This is a genomic window from Aquiflexum sp. TKW24L (assembly GCF_023502205.1).
Classification (GTDB): domain Bacteria; phylum Bacteroidota; class Bacteroidia; order Cytophagales; family Cyclobacteriaceae; genus Cognataquiflexum.
Map to the genome: position 1 here is coordinate 121140 of NZ_JAMFLG010000006.1, position 19675 is coordinate 140814.

The 19675-nt window shown below is 38.3% G+C and carries 17 protein-coding genes; 15 read left to right on the plus strand and 2 right to left on the minus strand.

The window, feature by feature from the left end; all coding sequences use genetic code 11:
• Nucleotides 1–209: 209 nt before the first annotated feature.
• Genes M3O96_RS06055 through rodA form a run of 5 tightly spaced genes read left to right on the plus strand, consistent with a single transcriptional unit; the run spans nucleotide 210 to nucleotide 5668 of the window.
• A complete protein-coding gene (locus M3O96_RS06055) occupies nucleotides 210–1238 on the plus strand; it encodes a rod shape-determining protein (RefSeq protein WP_241139995.1) in 1029 nt (342 codons plus the stop codon).
• 7 nt (nucleotides 1239–1245) lie between these two features.
• The gene (gene mreC / locus M3O96_RS06060) at nucleotides 1246–2079 is read left to right on the plus strand and encodes a rod shape-determining protein MreC (protein ID WP_249719404.1); all 834 of its coding nucleotides are present in this window, start codon (nucleotides 1246–1248) and stop codon (nucleotides 2077–2079) included.
• Complete coding sequence (locus tag M3O96_RS06065; RefSeq protein ID WP_249719405.1) at nucleotides 2072–2593, plus strand: rod shape-determining protein MreD; 522 nt, start codon at nucleotides 2072–2074, stop codon at nucleotides 2591–2593. Before mreC ends, M3O96_RS06065 begins: the two co-directional genes overlap by 8 nt.
• Nucleotides 2593–4392 carry a penicillin-binding protein 2 gene (gene mrdA / locus M3O96_RS06070; protein ID WP_249719406.1) on the plus strand — a complete coding sequence of 600 codons (1800 nt, stop codon included), beginning with the start codon at nucleotides 2593–2595 and terminating at the stop codon, nucleotides 4390–4392. Before M3O96_RS06065 ends, mrdA begins: the two co-directional genes overlap by 1 nt.
• Nucleotide 4393: 1 nt before the next feature.
• On the plus strand, nucleotides 4394–5668 hold the full coding sequence (gene rodA, locus M3O96_RS06075; RefSeq protein WP_249719407.1) for a rod shape-determining protein RodA: 1275 nt from the start codon (nucleotides 4394–4396) through the stop codon (nucleotides 5666–5668).
• On the opposite strand, the gene M3O96_RS06080 is transcribed toward rodA, so the two are convergent.
• Entirely contained in the window at nucleotides 5665–6249 is a 585-nt protein-coding gene (locus M3O96_RS06080) for an HD domain-containing protein (protein ID WP_249719408.1), read from the minus strand. The two genes, rodA and M3O96_RS06080, sit on opposite strands and share 4 nt — an antisense overlap.
• A 234-nt stretch (nucleotides 6250–6483) precedes the next feature.
• Nucleotides 6484–7641: a DUF8457 domain-containing protein gene (locus tag M3O96_RS06085; protein ID WP_249719409.1), complete on the minus strand. Its 1158-nt coding sequence runs from the start codon at nucleotides 7639–7641 to the stop codon at nucleotides 6484–6486.
• A 38-nt stretch (nucleotides 7642–7679) separates the two neighbouring features.
• Between M3O96_RS06085 and M3O96_RS06090 the strand changes: the two genes are divergently transcribed.
• From M3O96_RS06090 to M3O96_RS06135, 10 genes are all read left to right on the plus strand, one after another.
• Nucleotides 7680–8006, plus strand: a complete 327-nt coding sequence (locus tag M3O96_RS06090) for a 2Fe-2S iron-sulfur cluster-binding protein (RefSeq protein ID WP_249719410.1) — start codon at nucleotides 7680–7682, stop codon at nucleotides 8004–8006.
• A gap of 6 nt (nucleotides 8007–8012) precedes the next feature.
• Nucleotides 8013–8594, plus strand: a complete 582-nt coding sequence (locus M3O96_RS06095; RefSeq protein ID WP_249719411.1) for a thymidine kinase — start codon at nucleotides 8013–8015, stop codon at nucleotides 8592–8594.
• A gap of 106 nt (nucleotides 8595–8700) precedes the next feature.
• Nucleotides 8701–9393: a DNA repair protein RecO gene (gene recO / locus M3O96_RS06100; RefSeq protein ID WP_249719412.1), complete on the plus strand. Its 693-nt coding sequence runs from the start codon at nucleotides 8701–8703 to the stop codon at nucleotides 9391–9393.
• A 191-nt stretch (nucleotides 9394–9584) separates the two neighbouring features.
• Nucleotides 9585–11438 carry a transcription termination factor Rho gene (gene rho / locus M3O96_RS06105; protein WP_249719413.1) on the plus strand — a complete coding sequence of 618 codons (1854 nt, stop codon included), beginning with the start codon at nucleotides 9585–9587 and terminating at the stop codon, nucleotides 11436–11438.
• 207 nt (nucleotides 11439–11645) lie between these two features.
• Nucleotides 11646–12077 (plus strand): hypothetical protein, encoded by a 432-nt coding sequence (locus tag M3O96_RS06110; RefSeq protein WP_249719414.1) that lies wholly within the window; start codon nucleotides 11646–11648, stop codon nucleotides 12075–12077.
• Nucleotides 12078–12385: 308 nt separating this feature from the next.
• Nucleotides 12386–12691, plus strand: coding sequence for a hypothetical protein (locus M3O96_RS06115; RefSeq protein WP_249719415.1), 306 nt, complete (start codon nucleotides 12386–12388; stop codon nucleotides 12689–12691).
• A gap of 57 nt (nucleotides 12692–12748) precedes the next feature.
• Entirely contained in the window at nucleotides 12749–13303 is a 555-nt protein-coding gene (locus M3O96_RS06120) for a hypothetical protein (RefSeq protein WP_249719416.1), read from the plus strand.
• Between the two features lie 682 nt (nucleotides 13304–13985).
• Nucleotides 13986–15260 (plus strand): T9SS C-terminal target domain-containing protein, encoded by a 1275-nt coding sequence (locus M3O96_RS06125; protein WP_249719417.1) that lies wholly within the window; start codon nucleotides 13986–13988, stop codon nucleotides 15258–15260.
• 550 nt (nucleotides 15261–15810) lie between these two features.
• Entirely contained in the window at nucleotides 15811–17502 is a 1692-nt protein-coding gene (locus M3O96_RS06130) for a fibronectin type III domain-containing protein (protein WP_249719418.1), read from the plus strand.
• A 197-nt stretch (nucleotides 17503–17699) separates the two neighbouring features.
• Nucleotides 17700–19265 carry a hypothetical protein gene (locus M3O96_RS06135; protein ID WP_249719419.1) on the plus strand — a complete coding sequence of 522 codons (1566 nt, stop codon included), beginning with the start codon at nucleotides 17700–17702 and terminating at the stop codon, nucleotides 19263–19265.
• The last annotated feature ends 410 nt before the right edge of the window (nucleotides 19266–19675 follow it).

Below are 19675 nucleotides of genomic sequence, written 5' to 3' on the forward strand. Positions count from 1 at the left end.
TTAGGGTATATGAAATAAAAGAGGGGACTTGTGTCCCCCCTCAATTCTGGTAATACGATGCAAAGGTAATAAATTTATTCACACAAAAAAAAATTGGATTCTTGTAATAAATTGGGAATTAGATAATAATTTTGCCCACCCACGTTAGAAGTTCTGCACTTCCTTGCTAAATTTAAAAGATTATCTATCATCAACTCAATCAAAACATAATGGGATTATTCGATTTTTTTTCAAGTGATATTGCAATAGACTTAGGTACAGCAAATACCTTAATTATACATAAAGACAAAATAGTGGTTGATGAACCCTCCATTATAGCGATTGACAGGACCAACAACAGGGTTCTTGCCGTGGGAAAGGATGCAATGAACATGCATGAAAAGACGCATGAAAATATCAGAACCATCAGACCTCTTAAAGATGGCGTGATTGCGGACTTCTATGCAGCAGAACAAATGATCAGAGGTTTGATCAAAATGATTCCCGGCCATAAGAAAGGAATATTCCCTAAGTCTCACAGAATGGTAATCTGTATCCCTTCAGGGATTACAGAAGTAGAAAAGAGGGCTGTCAGGGATTCCGCAGAACATGCAGGAGCCAAAGAAGTCTACATGATTTATGAACCAATTGCAGCAGCTATCGGAATAGGGATCGATATCGAAAAACCAATGGGGTCTATGATAGTGGATATCGGAGGAGGTACCACAGAGATTGCGTTGATAGCACTTTCAGGCATTGTAGCAGACCAATCGATAAGAGTTGCCGGAGATACTTTTACCAAGGATATTCTTGACTACATGAGAAGGCAGCACAATCTTTTGATTGGAGAGCGGTCTGCCGAGAAAGTTAAAATAGCAATCGGGTCAGCTTTGACAGAACTTGATGATGCTCCTGAGGATTATGAAATTAGAGGAAGAGATTTGATGACTGGCATTCCTAAGGTAATTAAAGTCTCCTATTCTGAAATCGCATTTGCCTTGGACAAATCTGTATCAAAAATAGAAGAGGCGGTTTTAAAAGCCCTTGAAATAGCACCTCCGGAACTTTCCGCTGACATTTATGACAATGGAATCCATCTGACAGGTGGTGGGGCGCTGTTGAAAGGTCTGGACAAAAGATTACACCAAAAAACCAAATTGCCAATCCACATAGCGGAAGACCCTCTGAGGGCTGTCGTAAGAGGTACCGGCACGGCGTTGAAAAACATCAATAATTTCAGATCGGTTTTGATGACTTAATGATTGGATGCAGCGGATCTTCCTATTTTTATACCGGATAAGGGCTTTTTTGTTGTTTGTTTTATTGGAGGCAATTGCGATATCGCTGATTGTTTCTAATAATTCTCAACAAGGGTCCGCGTTTTTTAATAGTTCAAACGAATGGGTGGGCTCGGTATTCAAAACTCAAAGTAACGTCATTGATTATTTTTCCCTTTCATCGGTCAATATAAGTCTGATGGAAAAAAATGCCAAACTACTGACGGAATTAGAATCGCTTAGAAGGCCGGCCGATTCTGTATATATTCCGCTTGATAGTTCATTGATTAGTTCGATTCAGTTTAAAGGAGCAAAGGTTATCAATAATTCTTTGAGACTTGCCCAAAATCACCTAACCATAAATAAGGGTTCAAACCAGGGTATCAAAACTGGTATGGGGGTTATCAACGAACAAGGCGTTGTTGGAAGGGTTAAGACCGTAAGTCGTAATTTTTCAACGATTATTTCATTGCTCCATACTGACTTATTGGTATCGTCAAAGATCCAATCCAATGATGTATTTGGTTCCACAAAATGGGATGGACTCGATCCACAACAGGCAAAACTCATGTATGTTCCAAGGCATGTTGTAGTTGCGATTGGAGATCATGTGGTCACTTCAGGCTATAATTCTATTTTTCCGGAAGGTATAGCAATTGGTACTGTAATTGAAGTGAAGCCAGGAACTGATACCAATTACCTTGATATTACGCTTAAGCTGGATACAGATTTTTCAAAGATTTCTTATGTCTATCTGGTAGAAAGTTTTCAACAACAAGAACTTGATTCACTATACCAAACAACAGGGATAAGCAATGAATAGCATTCGGGTAATCTCAATTTTGTTTACCGGATTCCTTTATCTGTTGTTTCAGGTTTTGGTGCTTAAGAATTTGGTGCTTTTTGGTACCGCATTTTGTTTTTTATATGTCAGTTATATAATTCTCCTACCACTTGACTTAAAAACAATTCCGGCCTTGCTCATCAGCTTTTTTATTGGAATGGGCGTTGACTTATTTTATGACACACTTGGAATCCATACGGCATCACTTCTAGTCATTGCATTTGTCAGACACCGGTGGCTACAGGTATTGGTTCCCACGGGTGGTTATGAGGATGACCTTCAGCCGAGTTTGATGAATATGGGCCTAGGATGGTTTCTTTCCTACAGCGTTCCTTTGATACTGATCCATCATACCATATTTTTTTATATTGAAAGTCTGGGCACAGATTTATTCTTCACATCTCTTCAAAAAGTAATTGCTAGTGTTATTTTTGTGCTAGTAATGAGTATTATTGTTCAACTGTTATTATACAGGAGAAGGAGAGGGATTTAATGAACGAGCAAAGGCCGATTACAATTATAATAGTTATCATCATCATTGGAGCAGTGCTCCTAACCAAATTATTTTTGATTCAGGTGATGGATGACAGTTTTTTAAAAAAGGCTGAGAGTAATGCAATTCAAAGAGTAGTAGACCATCCATACCGAGGTCTGGTTTATGACCGGACGGGCAAGATTTTGGTTTACAATTATCCTATCTTCGATTTGATGGTTATCCCAAGGGAATTTCAGGTTGGTGATACCACCAGGTTTTGCGAGATTTTCAAAATCAGTAAAGAGTATTTGGTCGAGACTTACACTGCGGCGAGAAAATATTCTTCCGTCAAACCCTCGCCTTTAATCAAACAGATTTCTACAACCGATTTTGCCAGGATTCAGGATTTTCTCATTGATTATCCAGGTTTGTTCGTGATGACAAGATCGGTCAGGTCCTACCCACAGGCAAGTGCTGCAAATGCCTTGGGGTATATAGGAGAAATAAGTTCTAATCAGTTAGAACGAGATTCTTCAAAATATTACAAACAGGGTGATTATGTCGGCCTTAGTGGGGTTGAAGGGTATTATGAAAATGAATTGCGGGGAGTAAAAGGGGTGAAATACAAGCTCGTAAACGTAAGAGGTGTTGACAAAGGCTCCTTCAAAGATGGGAGTTTTGATACAGCATCTGTTGCGGGCAAAAATCTCATTTCTACCATTGACCTTGAATTACAGGAGTACGGCGAGAAATTGATGGTAGGTAAAAGAGGCTCTGTGGTAGCTATTGAGCCAAAAACAGGCGAAATCCTAGCCATGATATCGGCGCCCACCTATGATCCAAATGTATTGACAGGAGCGCTTTTTGGGAAAAATTACATGGTTTTAAACAGGGATGAAACCAAGCCTCTGTTTAATAGACCCATCATGGCCATGTATCCTCCCGGATCGATTTTTAAGATTGTACAGTCCTTGGTAGGATTACAGACGGGAGTCTTGACTCCGAATACAACATATGCCTGCAATAGGTCTCTGGTAGCCTGTCATAACCACCCAAGTCCTTCCAACTTATTTGGTGCCATCAGGAATTCCTGCAACCCCTATTACCATCAGGCATACAGGGCTATGATCAATCGGGAGGTATCAACTAGCACATTTAAGGATACAGAAATAGGGCTTAATGTCTGGAGAGAGGCCGTCATCAAATTTGGACTTGGATCTCCTTTGGGCATTGACCTGAAAAATGAAAAAGGTGGATCAATCCCATCTTCAAAGTTATATGACAGAATCTATGGCGAGGGCAGATGGAAATATTCTACGATTTATTCCCTATCTATCGGTCAGGGCGAAATGCTCGTCACGCCATTACAGATGGCAAATCTCGCGGCGATATTTGCAAACAAGGGATACTATTATCCCCCACATATGATCAAAGCCATAGACGGAGATGCCACCAAAATTCCGGAGGAATTCAGAACCAAAAGAGAAGTTGGTGTGGATGCACATCACTTTGACCTTATCCAGGATGCCATGGCACAAGCCATCTATGGTACTGCAGCAAGGGCAGTGATCAAGGATATTGAAATAGCAGGAAAAACAGGTACAGCACAAAATCCCCAAGGGGAGGACCATTCCGTTTTTATTGCATTTGCTCCTAAAGATAATCCGCAGATAGCCATAGCCGTATATGTAGAAAATGCCGGTTGGGGTGGAAGAGCAGCCGCAAGTACTGCCAGTTTGATGATAGAGAAGTACATTAGAAGAGAAGTGACCCGTCTTGACCTAGAGGAATATGTCATAATCGGGAAATTTATGTAAGGTGAGACAGGACGATTTATACATTAATAAAATAGACTGGATTTCCATTTCGATTTATGCCGTTTTGGTAATTATTGGATGGATCAATATCTATGCGGCAGTCTATGACGATCAGTCCATTAAAAGCATTTTTGACTTTTCCATCAACTCGGGCAAGCAACTCGTATGGATTGGCACTGCTATCTTATTGATTACTGTAATCATGGTGGCGGATTATCGGCTATTTGAGAACCTTGCCTTACCGCTTTATATTATTTTCCTGGTTTTTTTGTTGATCACACCTTTTTTTGGAAAGGAAATCAATGGTCAAAGAGCATGGTTTGAAATTGGATCATTTAGGCTTCAGCCTGCTGAATTTGCTAAGTTTGCTACTGCCCTCGCTTTGGCAAAGTATATGGAACGCTCCACTTTTGACCTCGGGCAGTTTAAGTACCAACTTCAGGCACTGGCCATCATTGCATTGCCCGTAGCATTTATCATGTTACAGCCTGATACCGGCACAGCCATGGTGTATTCAGCATTTTTTGTCATGTTATACAGAGAAGGAATGCCGCAGGGGTATTATATATTTGGGTTGTCTTTTGTCGCGATTACCTTACTTTCTTTGGGTTTAGAAAATAACATATATCTGGCCATAGGAGTAGGAGTTATAATTTTGATAATCATTTTGCTTGGCAAAAAAAAGATAGGTAGGATTGTCAGTCTGTTGGGTATTTGGATTCTGATAGTGGGTTATTCATACAGCATAGACTATGTAGTCTCCAAATTGCCTGAACACCAACAAAACCGGATCATGGTTTTGTTCAATCCAAATATTGACCCACTTGGTGTCGGATGGAATGTGACCCAATCAAAAATCGCAATTGGTTCCGGAGGGTTTTTTGGTAAAGGGTACCTTGAAGGGACTCAGACCAAGTTTGACTTTGTGCCGGAACAACATACAGATTTTATTTTCTGCACATTGGGGGAGGAATTCGGTTGGGCTGGAAGCTTGGTGGTAATTTTGCTTTTCTGTGCATTGCTTCTCAGGTTAGTCATGCTAGCTGAGCGCCAAAAAAATAGATTTTCGAGAATATATGGGTATTGCGTGATCTCGATTTTGCTCTTCCACTTTATGATCAATATTGCTATGACCATAGGCTTGTTTCCGGTTGTAGGAATTCCCTTGCCATTTTTTAGCTATGGAGGATCTTCACTTTGGTCATTTACCATCCTGTTGTTTATTTTCATCAAATTGGACTCACATAGGATACAGCTTTTGAGCAGGATTGGTTAATAATTTTCGCTTTTGATGATGTGCTGAAGCCAAAATTGTTTTTTGGGTTCTCTGTTTTTCTTTGCAAAATCAGTATGGAAAGTATGGTTTTTCAAAAATTTGATCTGTAATTCCACCCAATCTTCCCGGGTTTTGAGGACATTGGTAGATTTCAATTCCTGGTACAGTTTATCACTGATTTCGACGTAGTTGTTTCGCCCGAGGTAATCCAGATCCGAATCACAAATAATTTTCTGAAGTTCAGTTTTTGGGCTTTGCGGAATTCTGGTAGCCATCACTAAGCCTTTGACGATTTCAATATGTTTCGGATCCATATTTAATGACTCCATGATACTTTGAGCCATTGCGGCACCTACTTCCTCGTGGTTTTGGGTGGATTGTATAAATCCCAAATCGTGTACCAAAGCCCCGATCCTAAGGAGGCAGGCATCTGTACCTTTGATTTTTTTGCGTTTGATATATTGGTTACAAACTCCCAACACATCCATCACATGATCAATATCATGGTAGGTTAAGTTTTTTGGAAGGCCCTTTTCCAATAGCTCCAGAACTATGCGTCTTAATTTAAAATAACCTGTCATTTTAATATTGAAATTGCCTCAAAAAGTCAATTTACTGACCATGCGAATTGAATATTAAGAAATATAAATATTAAAACTACATATTGAGCTAAAAATTTTCGCCGTAAGTGTTTTGAACCCTGCCAAAACACCATAATATTCAATTTCCATTCGCAAGAAATGGAAGGAAATCTAGAGATGTCCTGTTAAATATTATTTTCTAATGTCGATTATTTTTTTTAGCAAAAACAACGGTTAACCTCTTGAATCAAACTTCCTAAATACAAGTTGAAGAAATTCATCTACGACCTCCGATTCTTTATTCCAGTTTAATTCTCCCACATATCTTTCATTCAATAAGTGTATTGCCTCCACAAAGCTCCCACACTCATCAATTGACTTTAAGGCATGTTTAAGAAGGTCAGGATTACCGTCAAACAGGTCTTTGGTAAACATAAACCGTTGGTTTAATCCCACGCTTTCCGAGAGCTCCTTGATGCTTCCTTTCATAATGGAATATTGTTCTGATTCAAACCTAGTCCATATTTTGGCAGGATCAATTCCCTGATCTGGTCTGATGGTTTTAAAAAGCTTTTCGGTTGGAATATTTTCAAGTATATGCTCTTCCTCGTGCAGGTAGCTTTCTTCGCTTTCGATAGTAAGACTTGACCTTTCCTTTATCTCAAATTCCGATTCTTTGCTTTCCTCCAAAGTGTCAAAAAACGACCTGTCATTTTCTTTTACCATAGGAGTCGGTTCGGCTTGTGGTCTGACTTTTGGCTGAACCAATTCGGCCTCGGCGATTTGGTCAAAATCAAGGAAAAACACCTGTCCCATACTGTTAAGGAGTGTTTTGTAGGATTCCAATTTTTCTTTTTGATTCTGAAAGTTGGTTTTAAGTGCTCCCTGATATGCTTCATGGGTGTGGGATAATCCAGCCTTATCGATCAGATTTGTGGTTAGGCTGGAATGCCACTTGATGTATTTTTTGTTTTCCTTGAGGTATTGGTTGATTTCGTTGGCTTTTTGTTTTCCAAATTCCTCTTTGTAAAACTCCAGTGGGTTGACGGCCAAAAATATGGAATCCTTAACGGCTTTTACTAAAAGCGGCTCAAAATGCCCCCTTTCAACCTTGATGGTTCTGGAAAGCACATTCATAAATTCCCTCAATGCTTCATGGACAGCCTTGTCTCTGTAATCAAAAAATGGATTGCTTTTGAGTTTTTCCAATTCCTCCTGCCAGGCTTCAAATAAGGTTTTTATAATGAAAAAGTTAACCTGAACACTTGGGGTAAGTGTGATGATTTCCTGTCCGGTCATGTACTTTTTGGTAGGGAAATAGCCATCACAGACTTTTTTACTAAATTCCTTGGCGTAGTTTTCTACGTAATTGCTGTTTAACTTCGCAGACATATTAATTGATTGTATTTTTTATAAACTAAGCACAAACCATGCTGAAAATTATTATCCAAAACTTATTCCAGAAAGAGATTATTTCTCTCGCGGGAGTCTGTAAAGTTATTGATTTAATCCATGAAAACCACATTGATTGGATGCATGCCTGCGGAAAAAAAGGCCGGTGTACCACCTGTAAAATCATAGTTTTGGATGGTATGGATAACCTTTCACCTCTCACAGACAGAGAAGAATATTTCAAAGGAATCGACAGGTTAACAAATCACGAAAGGTTATCTTGCCAAGCAAAATTGGTAAAGGGAGAAATTCTTATCCGTGTCGCAGAAGAAAATAAGTTTTCCCATATGGTTTACAGTGAATAGGATCCCATGTTTATAGAAAGTACCATAGGCAAATCCCGAAGTCCTGAGAGAAAAGGCCACATAGAGGTCATCTGTGGATCTATGTTTTCCGGCAAAACCGAAGAATTGATCCGAAGACTCAACAGGGCTTTTATTGCCAAACAAAAGGTTGAGATATTCAAGCCCTCCGTGGACAAAAGATACCATGATACAGATGTCGTTTCGCATAATGACAATGCCATCCGCTCGACCCCGGTCAATTTTGCAGATGATATCATATTGCTTGCAGGGAATTGTGATGTGGTGGGGATAGATGAGGTCCAGTTTTTTGACGATAGGATCGTCAATGTTGCCAATGTTTTGGCCAATTCCGGTAAACGTGTAATTCTTGCCGGCCTGGATATGGATTTTGAAGGAAATCCTTTTCAACCCATGCCTCAATTATTGGCGATTGCTGAATATGTAACCAAGGTACATGCCATCTGCATGAAATGCGGGGACCTTGCATCTTATTCCTTTAGACTTGTTGAAAATAAAGAGAAAGTAGTCCTTGGTGAAAAGGAGTCCTATGAAGCGAGGTGTAGAAAATGTTTTCTCGAGAAAATCTAATGGGGAGGAATGTGGGGATTTTTAGCAAGGTCACTTCGTGTGTTTTTTCAGGTTCATGTGGCAGCAAATCTGCAAGGAGTTCTAATAGTATGAAAATTTTAGTCTCGTGAGGCTCAAAAAATCAAAAGGTATCGTTCTGTCTTATATCAAGTATAGTGAGACTTCCATCATTGTACGGATTTTTACCAGAGAATTTGGGTTGAAATCCTACATCATCAATGGTGCAAGGTCAAAGACCGCTAAAAGCAAGATGGCATTTTACCAGCCCTTGACACTTTTGGATCTCGTGATATACGATAAGGAAGGAACTAGCCTTAACAGGATTTCCGAGGCAAAATTGGCCATGCCTTTTCAATTAATCCCATTTGATTTTCTTCGGTCCGGCATAGCTATGTTTATGGCAGAAGTGATGGGTAAATCTGTTTTTGAAGGATTTCAAAATGAAGAATTCTTTGATTTTTTGGAATCAACGATCAGACTCTTAGATGAAAAGGATACGGCTTTGGTGCATTTTCCTTTGGTATTTTTATGGGAAAGTTCAAGATTTCTGGGATTTGCTCCGCAAGATTCAGAATCATTCTTCACCGAATTGAAACAATATCCGCAAGGACCTGATGTCATGGAAGAAGAAAAGGAATATTTAGATGTAATAATTGCGGATTCGTTTCACTGTGACTATAAATTTCCTTCAAAAATCAGAAGAAATATGTTAGACCATTTCCTGCTTTTTTATGGCAATCACCTTGATTTGACCTATGATTGGAAGTCTGTCAAGGTGCTGAGGCAGATGATGTCCTAAAATAAATGGTCATCCTTTTGGAAATATTTGTTATTTAATTAATGAAACCTTAATATTGTACCGTCATAGTATCGAAAGATCCTGCCCCCTTTGGATTTTACCTATTCTGAATCCCTTTTTCATTTAGTTCAGAAATAATCAAAACACATCATCACATTCACACATCTTATTTATAATACCATAAGCTTTTTATGTATAACATAGAAGAATTAAAAATCAGGCTTCTCTCTGAATTGAAGGAAATTGCTGAAGAATTAGGCGTAAAGAATTTCAAGACGCTAAAGAAAGATGACCTTGTCTACGCCATCCTGGACCAACAAGCCATTACAGATGAAAAAGCGCTTCCTAAAAAAAGAGCCTCAGTAGTAGAAGCGGAACCTGCCGAACAAAAGCCCAAATCGGAATTAAAAGACACTCCTGAATCACCCCAAGCGACTCCCCAGGAAACTAAATCCAAATTTAGAAGAGAAAATGTTACTGAAATTCCCAAAGAAGTGGTACAGGTAGCATCAGAAGATAAAGCTCCCCAAAAAACCGGGCCGAAACTTTCTCCAAGAAATGAAGACAGACCAGCCAAAAGAGTGGATGATAGACCTGCCAAAAAGCAGGAGGAAAAGCCATTTAAAAAGCCAGAGAATGTTAGGCAAGAAAAAGAGGTAGTCATTGAACCTGAAAAACCAAAGGAAAAATTACCGCTTCCGGTTTTTACACCTGATGATGAAAAGCCAAAATTCATCAGACCTAGAAGGAAAGTAATAGATGGTCCTGAGCCAGTTCCTTACAATCTACCTAGTGAGAAACCTATGCCTTCCTTCGAAGTGGAGCAGGATATGCCCAAAAGAAAAAATTTCAGGGATATTGAAGAAGTTCACATCCCTTCGGCAGAGGTATTCCAAACCAAGAAAAAGCCTTATGTCAGCGTCAAAGAATTTGAAGGGATAATTGAAAATGAAGGAGTTTTGGAAATTATGCCCGAAAGCTATGGTTTTCTAAGGTCCTTAGATTACAACTACCTTGCTTCTCCCGACGATATTTACGTTTCCCCTTCTCAAATCAAACTTTTTGGTCTAAAAACAGGAGACCATATCAAAGGATCAATCAGGCCTCCAAAAGAAGGAGAAAAATATTTTGCACTTTTGAAAGTGATTACAGTCAATGGGAAAACTTCGGAAGAAATCCGAGACAGGGTTCCTTTTGAATACCTCACTCCGCTTTTTCCTGAAGAAAGGCTGAAACTGACCACCAAGCATGACAATTACTCCACAAGGGTTTTGGATTTGTTTGCTCCTATAGGAAAAGGACAGAGGGGAATGATCGTCGCCCAACCCAAAACGGGTAAAACCATGCTTTTGCAGCAGATCGCAAATGCCATCTCCGAAAATCATCCCGAGGTTCATTTGATGATCCTTCTGATCGATGAGCGTCCTGAGGAAGTAACGGATATGGCAAGGTCAGTAAAGGCTGAAGTCATTTCCTCTACCTTTGATGAACAAGCCGATCGGCATGTGAAAGTAGCCTCCATTGTTTTGGAAAAAGCCAAGAGAATGGTGGAATGCGGTCACGATGTGGTAATTCTCTTAGATTCTATCACAAGACTTGCAAGAGCTTATAATACTGTAGTGCCTAGCTCCGGCAAAATTCTGTCAGGTGGTGTGGATGCCAATGCGCTTCACAAGCCAAAAAGATTCTTTGGTGCAGCAAGAAATGTCGAAAATGGCGGTTCTTTGACCATCATCGCGACTGCATTGGTGGAAACTGGTTCCAAAATGGACGAAGTTATCTTTGAAGAATTCAAAGGAACCGGTAATATGGAATTGGCTTTGGATAGAAAACTTTCTAACCGAAGGATATATCCTGCCATTGATGTCACCGGATCAGGCACTAGAAGAGAAGAGCTATTGATGGACAAAGAAGAAATGCAGCGGGTCTGGATTTTGAGAAAATTGATGTCCGACATGACTTCGCAGGAAGCAATGGAATTTCTACTCCAAAGAATGAAAGGAACCCGGGACAATACAGAATTTTTGATTAGTATGAACGGATAAATATCAATCTTTAGCAAATTAATTGCCCGTATTCTTAATGGATATGGGCTTTTTTTTTGCTAAAAAATAATGTTCAAAGCAGGATTTTTGTTTTGTAAACTAATAAGTTGTTTAGTTTTTTCGGTTTGATTTATTTCAGTAGGTTTTGTTGACATATCAATGTCCCAAGGCTATAATAGTCACCCAAACTATCAATAATAAATCAGCATGAAATTGCCGTTTTTTTATAACAGGACAATTCTGTTTTTGGAATCAAAGGATGTCAAAAGGGTAATCCTGTTTTTACCTTTTTTAATTATTCCCTTATTGACTTTTGGAGAAGGATCGCGCAATTGGGGAACTGAAACCAATAGACAAAGCATGTTGTGGTATCCCGGCAATTCCGGTGCTGGTGGATTTGTTAACAGAGGTTTCATGCTTTTGCCTTCGACTGTTTCAGGATATAATGGAGGACACAGGCTATATGTATATGCAAAAGCAGGTGAAACTGTTTTCTGGGGATTTAGAAGAGTTGGATCAACAGGCAACATCAGGGTAAAATGGTTTTATGATGCCAATTCATCTGACTTTTTCCACTTGGAACTTCAGGGTCTTCAAGGGCACAAATATTCTCTCAAGATTATGATGCTAGTACTATAGGTGCAGCACAGGGAAGGCCCGAAAATGCAGCTGCTACACTGAATGGACCTCCTCAGATCACAGGAACAGGCTATCAGGGATATTTAATTGTAAACAATACGGGAGCGGCTAGGGCATTTTGGGTTGAGATTTCAAATCCCCCAAGCACCAACCACATCACAGCAGGTTTTAATATCAATTTTTGGGATGTTAGTGTAGCGTCCTCTTATACCGGAGGCTTTAATGAACACACGGGATGGGTTTATTCCAGGTTTTGGAACATTGCCAATTCAAGGATTGATCCTGCAGGTACCACTTTAATACTTACCATGAGTACTCCAGATGAATATTCTTTCCACAATAATTTTGGATTTTATGTCCCTGTGGACAATACCTTTACGGTAGCAGGAGATGATTATTTCGTCAAATACATCAATTTTGGAGGGTCAAGTAGAGGATGGACTAATTTTTTTGCAAATAAAGATGGTCCTAGAAACGACTTGACATTTGAGGAAAACAGGAAATCCAGGCCGGGAACCTCATCAAATTATCAGTATCCCTTATTTATCAATGATCCGGATCCCTCTATATGGAAATCGACAAGCCCACCTACAGTTACTCTTTTAATTGATTAGCAAGCCAAAACCTCACCTGAGTCTGGAGGCGATGCAACGGTTAATATAACCATTAGTTTGCCTGCAGTTGTGGACGTATTGATAGATTTCAATGGTAATTTAGCATATGATGAGGGGATTGACTTGATCATTTCACAACAATATGATGCTCCCGGTACCTATCAGATTTACTGGAATGGAGAGGATGCAAATGGGAATGTAGTACCCAAAGGCAGTGATGTTGAAGTGATAGCCACGGTAGTATTTTTTCCTGTCCATTTCCCGATTTTTGATTTGGAGCAAAGTCTCGGAATGAGAGTAACAAACATAAGACCTGGATCCATAGCCAATACCAAGATCTTTTGGGATGATTCATTGATTCTCAGAACTGGTCTTACCCTGGATGACAGTCCTCAATCGCTCATGGTAAATACTACCGGAGTAATGGGCCCTGACCATATATGGTGGGCAACCGGAACTGTCCAAGAAAAAGACAAAGAAAAATTTATTCTCCAACGATCCAAAGACGGAAAGTCTTGGTCAGAAATCTCTGAAACAAAAGGAGAAGTATACTTGGTATATGTATATCATGAAGACAAAGTCTTGGTGAAAAAACTGATCAAAAGAGATTAAGGTTTTTATTAATGATTTAAAAAGACAACAATACACAATGTTCATCACGAAACTTCTGCCACGTACCAAACTAGCAGTCAAATTGAACCCAATCAAATATTCATTGATACCTGCCGAAAAAGGCATGGTAAAAGTGGTAACACCAGATGTAGAAGCCAATGTTAATTGTTAGTTGATTCTTTTTAAATAGTCTGAGAATTTATAGATTAGGCAGAAATGCAGCTACAGGAGATTTTTAATGACTCAGAAAAATAAGCTCAGGTAATTTTTACTGTATTTTAAGACAAAGAACTCAGTTGGATTTCGAAAGGAATTCCATCGGGTTTTTCATTTTAGGAAGCTATGGGTGGTACTGATACTTTCTCATCCATTTATTATTTTATTTAATCCTAAAATGTCTAATAATGGTGTTTTTGGCTTTGAGGTTTGCATTTAGGAGAAATTTACCTATTTTTAACCTAATTCTATTTAAACAAGTAATCACCCATCTATTTGTTTACTTTATTTCACTGAATCACCCTGAGTTCCATCTCTTTTTTAAGAATTATTTATATTAAAGTATGATTAAAAAATATGAAAATAAATATATAAGTATTCATCAAAGCATGCGTTTCACACTATACTTTATTCTATCTCCATTTCTGTGAAATCTTTTTATCCCCTTTTAATCTCCTTAATGCTTTTGGCTTCAGCACAAGTTAGCATAGGCCAAAGCTGTCCAGGATGTACTGGAACTATTAAAACATATACAAGAGCAGATTCTGTTGAGGTTAATAGTGGGAACAATAATTTTAATAGGGATAGTTGGAGTCCAATAAATGTTCCTGGAGTTAATGATATTGCACGTTTTAGCACCGCGGGAAATTTCACTTGGAGGCCAAACAATGCGACCACGATAAAAGGAGTGGTGCTAGAAGGCAATGCAAACTTGCTTTTAGATCGTTCAAATGATGGAAATAATGCTGTATTTATTATACAAGGGAGCAGTGCTGCAGACAAAGGTTGTATAACAGTAAGATCCGGGTCAACTTTGACTTTAAGATACATTTCCAACTTGAATAATGTCACCATTTGCGTAGAAGAAGGAGGTCGAATTGTTTTTGATGCCAGAGATGAGGATAGAAATGATTACCTGTTCAATGGGGTAGACATTAATCTTCAAGGTCCGGGGGCACAAATTGAATTTGGAGATGCAGATATAAATCTTGGCTTAGGAGGTGTTACTGTTACTGGATACACCGGAAGTGGATGTATCCTAAATCAAGACGGTTCCTACACCTTACCTTCTCCTGTACCGAATATTATTGCAGATCCATCTACTACAAATCTTGCTGCTTTTTGTAATTTTCTTACAGCAGGAGGTTTCTCGCCATTACCCGTAGAGTGGGTATACCTCAATGCGGATTTTAATAACAAAGAAAGGACTGGTATCATTAAATGGGCCACTGCAAAAGAATGGGAGAATTCACACTTTGAAATCGAAAGGTCTGTAAGAGGCTTGGATGAGTTTACTGTGATAGGCCGAGTTCAGGGAATGGGTTGGAAAGATTCTATCACGGAATATACTTTCTTTGATAAGAATCTTCCTTTGACAGGAGGGAATATCTTATACAGGTTGAAGCAAGTTGATTTTAATGGTATACATAGCTATAGCAAGGTAACCTCCATAAAAGTTGCCAATATACCATATACCAAGGGAGTCTGGAGAGCTTATCCAAATCCTTATGCTGGAGAAATATTCAACCTGGAATTGATAGATGAAAGGGAATATTTTGGAGAAGACCTAAGGGTTAGACTTATCTCACCTTCTTCAAACAACAAAGTTATCACGGGAACTAATCTCCGTCTGATTTCAGGATCGATTTTGGAAGAACTGCGAAAGGCAACAAAAGGAATATTTGTTCTTGAGATATCTTGGGGACAGAAGGTTGAGTTTATAAAAATCATGAAACAGTGATGCTGATTGCCTGCCTGCCGTAGGCAGAGAAGACAGAAGTTGGAAGCCGAGTGATATTTGAGGTTTTCAAAATCTCGAAGATTTGGAAAGGAGGAAGGATAATAGATGAATCAGTGTTTCGTTTTTTCAAACCGCGAAGGTCTATAACAAAAAATGTCAAGCTAAATCAAGATTTGACATGAACCATCTCTTAATTGTGTGAATAGTCAGAATTTTTTTTCAGTTTAAGTAGTTTATGTTCCTGTCAGATTTTTTATTTTTTTATTGGCTTCCAAATTATCAGAAGAAATAGAAATGTCAACAGGGGGTTTTTAAACCTATTTTTTATATAAATACCTTAAAATCAGTAGTATATGATTGAAAATTTTTAGATAGATCTAACACTATCTTGATTTAAGTCTATTTTTTACTTGTACATGTAATTTTATAAATAAATAAAAAAGCATTTCAAATATAAAAAAATGCAAAAAAATTGATTTTTAATTTGTATATTAAATACAAATAAGTATATTTGAAACACAAAATAGACTCTACAAAAATCAATCACCCAATGAGATTTTTAAAAACAGTATTTTTCGCCCTTTTCCTTATGCTTAGCTACAGTAGCTTTGCGCAAGATGCTAACAAGCCGGATTTAAGAGATGGTTCATGTACCATTTGTAAAGGAAATGCACAAAACTATTCAATATTAAATGTGTATTTCAGTGACGCGTTGGGAAATCCCAATAATATCTGTGAAGGTGATGGACCATATTTTATTTCCTTATTGTATACCTCGAATTCAAAAAGTGATATCCATAACTTTAGGATAATTGCTGATATTTTAAAGAAAGACAGAAATAATCCGAATGGCGATCCTTTAGATTCTTTTTATATCAATGAGTATGTGGGCTCAATTAACCCTTGTAACACCGGATCATGTATAATTACCATACCGATTCCAGATATTGGCATTAAGTGTCAAAATGAATTTTATGAATTGTCACAGCCTCTAGTTTCGTGGACTACTAGTGCTGCAAAAGATCTGGAGGATGAATACAGCTGTCAGAGTTATCCCGCAGCTCAATGTTTAAATAATAAGAATTCTATCCCAATTGAAGTCGGAATATTGTCCTATACTTTTAATCCTATATATGAGTGTTTTGAAGGTGATTTAGAACAAACCAACGTCTCTTTTATTATAACCTCTCTTTTTGGAGGGAGTCCTACTCAGGATTACAATGCAACCTGGAATTTCACTTTTTCAGATAGTTCCTCATTGAGTTCAACAAATTTTAATCCAACAGTTTGGAACAGGGCGGTTGGCAGTAGTTTTATTGCTACTTTGACGATAAGTCAGGGGGTATTGGTTGGAGCTCCAGTTAGCATCACTGTTTTGGTTCCAGATGCCTTGTCTACTGAGGATGTCATTTTAAGTCAAAGAGTGGTTGAATCTTCAATGGATGCAACCACAAATGAAGACCTTGCCTCTGGACTGATAGAAATAGAATTTGTAGAAGGTGATTATTTTTACTTTTGGACTTCTTTGGAAGACCCTGCCTTTTATTCAGAAGAGGCTACCATCGATTCATTGGTGGGCGGAGCAACCTATAAATTGACCACCATTGATAATGATACCGGGACATGTAGGGTTGATTTGTTTCTTTTAAATGCAAAAATATTACCTGTAGAGATATCAGGACTCAATGCTCAATTTATAAATCAGTCCAGAACGGCCAAAATTACCTGGGCTACTTTTAAGGAATGGGAAAACAGTCATTTCGAAATTGAGAGATCGGTAGATGGCGTTAATAACTTTACCCTGGTCGGTGAAGTTCATGGAATGGGGTGGAAAGATACCGTAACCGAATATAGCTTCGTGGATAAAGATCTTCCTTTGACAGGTGGTAACATCTTATACAGGTTGAAGCAAGTTGATTTTAATGGAAAACATACTTACAGCAAAGTGATTTCAGTTAAAGTAGCCAATATCCAGTATACCAAAGGAGTTTGGAGAGCCTATCCCAATCCAACAAACGGGGAACAATTGAAAATCAACTTATTGGAAAAATCCCAATACCAGCAGGAGTTGATCACCTTTAGGATTATCCATCCGAGCTTTGTCATCAACCCGATCACTGTCGAATCTGAATATGCCATGAATGAGTATTTAGCCAAGTTGCTTCCTTCCATACCTTCAGGGGTTTTTGTAGTCGAGGTGGCTTGGGGCCAAAAAGTGGAGCATATCAAAGTGATGAAATAGCAGATCGGCCAAAAAAATATTAAAATTTCTTTAAATAATAGGAATAGGTAGTCTCCAAATGGGGTTACCTATTTTTTTTTCTACCTGAAATGGGTATTTATTGCTTTTTACTAAAATAATCAAGTGTAATTTTTAGATAATAAAAGGCATAAATGTATATTTGAAAATCCAATTAAGCTGGTTCTAGTCATATTTTTATGAAAAGACTTTTTCAAATATGCATTTTAATGTTTTTGCTCATATCAGCAACCGGGAATTCCTATGGGCAGGTTATTTATACTACTAGTGGATTATGTGCGCCTAATCAGACGAATTACTTTAGTACTCCACTTTGCTGGATAAAAACTGGTGATGGATGTTCAACAGCTGAAGTTCCACCTGTTTCTGGTACTTTAGCATGTCCAATCAATGTAGTAATCAATCACCAAGTTAATTTACCAACCCTTTTTAATTTAGGCACGAGAGTCAATCTGAGAGTGAATGCTGGAGGGCAATTTAACATTCCAGGTAATTTGGTTATACCACAAGAGGCAGTCTCAGGTGTTGTTATTGATGGTGGACAAATAAATGTCAATGGTTCTGTTCTAGTTAATCTAGGAACAACGACGAATAATACGATCATTAATATTCAAACGATTAATTCTGGAATATTTAATGTTAATACTGCCTTAGATTTGCGGAACAATACCTTGGTACAGATATCTGGGGATGACACTGGAGAGATGATAGTTGGAACTATTGATCTTGGACAAAGGGCGATAATTAATGTTCTTGCTGGCGGAAGATTAATTTCAAATGGTGATACTGAATATGCCGGAAATAATTCAGAAATTAATGTTTGGGGTTATTTTAATACTGGATCACTAACTGTTAGTGGAGGCCAAGGGAAGCAATTGAATGTCTATGGGGATGGAGATGTAATGATTGAAGGAGATCTAACAATTGCTGGGACAAGTCAAATTACCTTTGGGGGCGATAGTAATGTTTACATTGAAGGAGATGTCATTATCAATGGCTCAGGTGATAAATTAATTATAGAAGAAAATGCAAAAGTTGTAGTTTGTGGAGAAAACACCGAAACAAATCCTCCCCCGGGGACTGTTAAAAAGGATGGTTTGAATGAGTGTCCCGACCCAAATAATTGTCCTTCAGGAGGATATTATGTCAGTTGTAAAATTCTCCCCGTAGATTACCTCTATATCGAATCAGTTTATTCCAAGGTATCGAATACCAATATACTTTCTTGGGCGACTGCCAAAGAATGGGAAAATAGTGGGTTTGAAATTGAAAGGTCTATAGGGACTGCTACGGACTTTGAAAAAATAGGAGAAGTGTCCGGAATGGGGTGGAAAGAAACAATTACGGAATATGAATATGTAGATGCTCAACTGCCATTGACGGGAGGAAATATTTACTATCGGTTAAAGCAAATTGATTTCGATGGTACTTATGAATTAAGTAAAGTGGTGTCCGTCCGGATTCCGGGTGTTCAATTTACCCAAGGTGTATGGAGGGCCTATCCAAACCCAACAGATAGCGAACAACTCAGGGTAAGCTTGCTTGACAGGTCACAGTATAACGATGAGAACATTACTTTCAAAATCATCCACCCCACAGCAATCACCAAAGCAGTATCAGTAAGCTCGGAAAATGAAATGAATGAAGCCATCGCCAAGATGATCGGAAGTGTTCCAAAGGGTGTATTCGTGATTGAAGTCGCTTGGGGACAAAAAGTAGAGCATATCAAGGTTCTTAAAAAGTAATTTGATTATCCGCTTTCATCGCAACAAACTAATTTCGAATTGATTTTGCTGCGGATAATCGACCACAGACGATTGTCGACTGTCCACAGCCACATCAATTGGACTCCTTACCTTTTTTCATTTGGGTAAGGGCAAGAAAAAGAATATACTTAAAAGCATAGATATAAATTTAGATTTACAAAAATACTTGGAACAAAGCCTCTAAAAGTCCTCCACTTTTAGAGGCTTTTTTCTTGGAGTAGGTTAATCTGATGTTGAAATTATTTAATTGACAATCATATTCATCTAAAACCGGCTTCCTGAATAATATCCATTAATATCCAATATCCATCAAGATCCAATATCCAGTATCAATAAATATCCAATATCAATAAATATCCAATATCCATCAATATCCAGAATATCCAGTA

What these genes read in the sequence shown, in the direction of transcription:
- M3O96_RS06110 (WP_249719414.1), top strand. Translation starts at nt 11,646, where the DNA reads ATGAAATTGCCGTTTTTTTATAACAGGACAATTCTGTTTTTGGAATCA.
- mrdA (WP_249719406.1), top strand. Translation starts at nt 2,593, where the DNA reads ATGAACGAGCAAAGGCCGATTACAATTATAATAGTTATCATCATCATT.
- M3O96_RS06135 (WP_249719419.1), top strand. Translation starts at nt 17,700, where the DNA reads ATGAAAAGACTTTTTCAAATATGCATTTTAATGTTTTTGCTCATATCA.
- M3O96_RS06085 (WP_249719409.1), bottom strand. Translation starts at nt 7,641, where the DNA reads ATGTCTGCGAAGTTAAACAGCAATTACGTAGAAAACTACGCCAAGGAA.
- M3O96_RS06095 (WP_249719411.1), top strand. Translation starts at nt 8,013, where the DNA reads ATGTTTATAGAAAGTACCATAGGCAAATCCCGAAGTCCTGAGAGAAAA.
- rho (WP_249719413.1), top strand. Translation starts at nt 9,585, where the DNA reads ATGTATAACATAGAAGAATTAAAAATCAGGCTTCTCTCTGAATTGAAG.
- M3O96_RS06130 (WP_249719418.1), top strand. Translation starts at nt 15,811, where the DNA reads ATGAGATTTTTAAAAACAGTATTTTTCGCCCTTTTCCTTATGCTTAGC.
- M3O96_RS06115 (WP_249719415.1), top strand. Translation starts at nt 12,386, where the DNA reads ATGAGTACTCCAGATGAATATTCTTTCCACAATAATTTTGGATTTTAT.
- M3O96_RS06090 (WP_249719410.1), top strand. Translation starts at nt 7,680, where the DNA reads ATGCTGAAAATTATTATCCAAAACTTATTCCAGAAAGAGATTATTTCT.
- M3O96_RS06055 (WP_241139995.1), top strand. Translation starts at nt 210, where the DNA reads ATGGGATTATTCGATTTTTTTTCAAGTGATATTGCAATAGACTTAGGT.
- M3O96_RS06065 (WP_249719405.1), top strand. Translation starts at nt 2,072, where the DNA reads ATGAATAGCATTCGGGTAATCTCAATTTTGTTTACCGGATTCCTTTAT.
- M3O96_RS06080 (WP_249719408.1), bottom strand. Translation starts at nt 6,249, where the DNA reads ATGACAGGTTATTTTAAATTAAGACGCATAGTTCTGGAGCTATTGGAA.
- mreC (WP_249719404.1), top strand. Translation starts at nt 1,246, where the DNA reads ATGCAGCGGATCTTCCTATTTTTATACCGGATAAGGGCTTTTTTGTTG.